The organism is Streptomyces minutiscleroticus, assembly GCF_014650875.1.
GTDB lineage: Bacteria > Actinomycetota > Actinomycetes > Streptomycetales > Streptomycetaceae > Streptomyces > Streptomyces minutiscleroticus.
Map to the genome: position 1 here is coordinate 1 of NZ_BMVU01000157.1, position 2,998 is coordinate 2,998.

The 2,998-nt window shown below is 70.2% G+C and carries 3 protein-coding genes and 1 pseudogene; 1 reads left to right on the forward strand and 3 read right to left on the reverse strand.

Annotation, left to right across the window (positions count from 1 at the left end; genetic code table 11):
- The 3 genes and pseudogenes from IE271_RS40490 to IE271_RS40500 all read right to left on the reverse strand — a co-directional run.
- A pseudogene (locus IE271_RS40490) lies at window positions 1-355 on the reverse strand (transposase); the annotation flags it as partial.
- Window positions 356-576: 221 nt separating this feature from the next.
- Window positions 577-1,698 carry a DUF3500 domain-containing protein gene (locus tag IE271_RS40495; protein ID WP_229919974.1) on the reverse strand — a complete coding sequence of 374 codons (1,122 nt, stop codon included), beginning with the start codon at window positions 1,696-1,698 and terminating at the stop codon, window positions 577-579.
- 109 nt (window positions 1,699-1,807) lie between these two features.
- Window positions 1,808-2,086, reverse strand: coding sequence for an ATP-binding protein (locus IE271_RS40500; RefSeq protein ID WP_308435262.1), 279 nt, complete (start codon window positions 2,084-2,086; stop codon window positions 1,808-1,810).
- A gap of 280 nt (window positions 2,087-2,366) precedes the next feature.
- Here IE271_RS40500 and IE271_RS40505 point away from each other — a divergent pair.
- On the forward strand, window positions 2,367-2,998 hold a 632-nt coding region (locus IE271_RS40505), incomplete at its 3' end, for an ISAs1 family transposase (RefSeq protein WP_229919975.1).

Here is a 2,998-nt window from a genome sequence, read left to right on the forward strand (position 1 = left end):
GGAAGCGGGAGGTCATCGCACCGCGCGAGCCCTCCCGCCAGGTCACCTCCGCGCAGGCCTGCCGGCCGGCAGCCAGGGTCAGGTCCGCCACCGAGACAGGTGGCTGCCGGTAGCGGGGCACCGGCGGGCGGCCCACGCCGGACCGGACCGGGACCTCGGGCACCGCCTGACCGGGCTGGACCATCAGGTCACCGCGGACACCGACCACGAACGGGTGACCCCGTTCGATCAGGGCGGCGCGGAAGTCGGCGTTGCGGCCGTAGTCGGCATCGGCCACCACCACCGGCCGCCCCAGCTGCCATCCGGCCAGCTCGTCCAGGGCGTCCAGGGCCAGGCGCCACTTCTGCCGATGCCCTCGAGAACATCGCCGTCCTGGCCGAACCGGCCGAGAACGTACGGGCGGTCGTCCAGGACGGTGCGACCAAGGTCGACAACTCCCGCCGGCGTTGAGCGGGCTGGAGGCGGTCACCGCGGTCCGGTCGTGCCGTACACGGATCCTCGGCAGGATCGCGCCGGTGCGGAAGCAGTGTGGGAACCCGCTCGGGCCGGGGTGGGCGGGCTCCCGGACCGCACCGGTCAGCGGTGGTGGGGCGAGGTCAGGTAGTGCTGCCTGAGGAGTTCCTTGCCGTAGTCGTTGCCGTTGGGGGTGCGGATGATCGAGTGGACGTGCTTCTGGGTCGGGGTGCCCTGGGTGGAGTCGTAGGCGCCGGCGAGGGGGCCGGGGGCCTGGCAGTCGACCTCGATCCAGACGACGGGGCTGTGCACCCGGACGTAGAAGGCGTCGTCGTCGCCGATGCCGCTGGACCAGGTGACGTAGGTGTCGTCGAGACACTTGCGGATCTCCGCCATCCGTACCTTCGCCGCGTCGGCCTTCGCCCGGCCCACGAACGCCTCGGCGATGCCGAGGAGCTTCTTCTTCTGGCCCGCGTTCAGGGTGTCGCAGCGCAGGCCGGTGTAGGCCTGGACCGTGTTGTCGGAGAAGGCGCCGGCCTTCATGGACTCGTTCGACTTGGTGGTGGACTCGACGGCGACGGCCCGCTGGGCCTCGGTGAGGGAGCCGACGAAGGCCAGCGAGGCCTCGACCTCCTCGTGGCACACGCTCACCGTCTCCCCGTCGATCTCCATCGAGGTCGGCTCCGAGCCCCAGAAGCACGGGCTCATCACGACCTGGTCACCGAGGACGAAGTAATTGACCACCAGGTGATGGCCGTCGAACTGGAAGCCCCAGGGCTCGCTGTCCGAGGGGGTGCCCATCACCGTCCAGTAGTAGGCGTCCTCGTTGAAGGAGTTCGTGTTGCCGATCGCCTCGCCCGCGGCCTGGTTGATGCGGCGGATCTTCTCCGTCGTCTCCAGGCCGTCGGCGCTCAGCGCCGCCTTCAGCAGGGCGGTGCCGAGCGCCTTCTGCTCGTCGGTCAGGTCGGCGAGGGAGACGCCCTGACGTCCGTAGCTGTCGACGTTGCTCCACAGCCGCCACTCGGTGGAGTGGACCGTGAAGTGCGTCGAGGTCTTCCGGTCGTCGGTCAGACCGTTCAGGAAGGCGGTCGCGGCGGTGATGACAGGGGCGGTCGCGACGCCGGTGGAGTGGATGGTGAACAGGTCGTCGACCCGCTTGCCGTCCGTGGTGAGCCCGAAGAACTCCTCGGTCAGCGACTGGTTGTCGGGACCTCCTGCGCCGCCGCCCGGACAGGCCCGTGCCACACGTCGTCGACATCCCTGACCTGCAATTCTAAGGATTCACCGTGACTTTCGGCCCTGACTGGCCGCAAGGCGACGCCTCCGGCGCCCCGCGCCCGGGAACACGTGGCCCTCAGCCCTGACCCGGCAGTGGAGACGGGGACATCCGGGTACCGGACGAGGAGGGGAAACCGCTACGGGGCAGGACGACCGTGAAGTCCGTACGTCCCGGCTCGCTCTCCACGTCGATGCGGCCTCCGTGCGCCGCCGTGATCGCCGCGGCGATGGTCAGGCCCAGGCCCGACCCGCCGTCCTGTCCGGATCGTCGGGAGCGGGACGTATCGCCGCGGGTGAAGCGTGCGAAGACGACCGGGAGGAGGTCGGGCGGAATGCCCGGACCGTCGTCCCGCACGACGACCCGCAGCGGGTACCGCTCGCCGTGACGGCCACGGTGATCCTCCTACCCGGCAAGGCTCGGGCGAGTTCCGGAGTCGGGTGGTTGGTCGGGCTGTGACTGGTTGGGGCGCAGAGCAGAGCAGGCACGGGCTTCGTGATCATTGGGGTGTCGAAGCTCAACGATCATGAGGTGGCCCGTGCCTGCCGTTGTATCTTCCCCTATTCCGCCGGTGCTGGTGAAGCTGGGGCCACTGGATGCCGACCGGGTTGCTGACCTGCGGCCTTTCCTGGATCTGGTGCCCGACCCGCGTGCGCGGCGGGGCCGCTGGTACTCGCTGGCATCGATCCTCCTGGTCTGTGCGTGCGCGGTTGTTTCGGGAGCCAGGAGCGTGGACGAGATCGCCGAGTGGGCCCAGCGGGCCTCGGACGCCGTGCTGACGGCGGTCGATGTCCGCCGGTATCCGCTGAGATGGCGCCGTTCTCCCTCGCGGACCACGATCGGGCGTGTGCTGGCGGCCGTCGACGGTGACGCCCTGGACCGGGCGGTCGGTGCCTACCTCGCCGGCCGGAACGCCGCGGGAACAGCTGTGGGGCAACGGCGGGTGGTCGCCGTCGACGGCAAGTCACTGAAGGGTTCCGCCCGTCTGTCCGTCGCCCGCAGGCATCTGCTCTGCGCGGTCACCCACCACCGGGCGGTGACCCTCGCCCGGGCGGAGGTCGGGGCGAAGACGAACGAGACCGCGCACTTCCAGCCCCTGCTCGAACCGCTGGACCTGGACGCAGCCCTGGTCACTTTCGATGCGCTGCACTCGGTCCGGGCGAACGTCACCTGGCTGGCCGAGGCCAAGAACGCCCACTGCATCGCGGTGATCAAGCGCAATCAGCCGGCCGCATACCGGCAGCTCGCCGCCCTGCCCTGGCGGGACAC